This is a genomic window from Oleiphilus sp. HI0066 (genome assembly GCF_001635725.1).
Window position 1 is genome coordinate 1 of record NZ_LWFH01000823.1, and the last position, 340, is coordinate 340.

The 340-nt window shown below is 43.8% G+C and carries 1 protein-coding gene; it reads left to right on the plus strand.

Features of this window, described 5'->3' with window-relative positions; all coding sequences use genetic code 11:
* Positions 1 to 340: UDP-3-O-acyl-N-acetylglucosamine deacetylase (locus tag A3738_RS09725; protein ID WP_197473768.1), on the plus strand; the 340-nt coding region annotated here is incomplete at both ends.

Consider the following 340-nt stretch of genomic DNA (forward strand, 5'->3'; position numbering starts at 1 on the left):
TGGCCTCGGTATCGATAATTGTCGTATCGAATTGAGCTCAGAAGAAGTGCCTATTATGGATGGCTCCGCGGGGCCTTTTGTTTTCTTGATTCAGTCCGCCGGAATTCAAGAACAAGATGCTGCGAAGAAGTTTATTCGCATTACTCGTGAAGTTACGGTTGAAGAAGATGGCAAGGTAGCGACCTTTGTTCCTTTCGAGGGCTTTAAGGTTGGTTTTTCTATCGACTTTGACCACCCAGTTTTCAAAACGCGTAGTCAGCAAGCGAGCATCGATTTCTCTAGCACATCTTTTGTGAAAGAAGTAAGTCGAGCTAGAACTTTCGGATTTATGCAAGATATT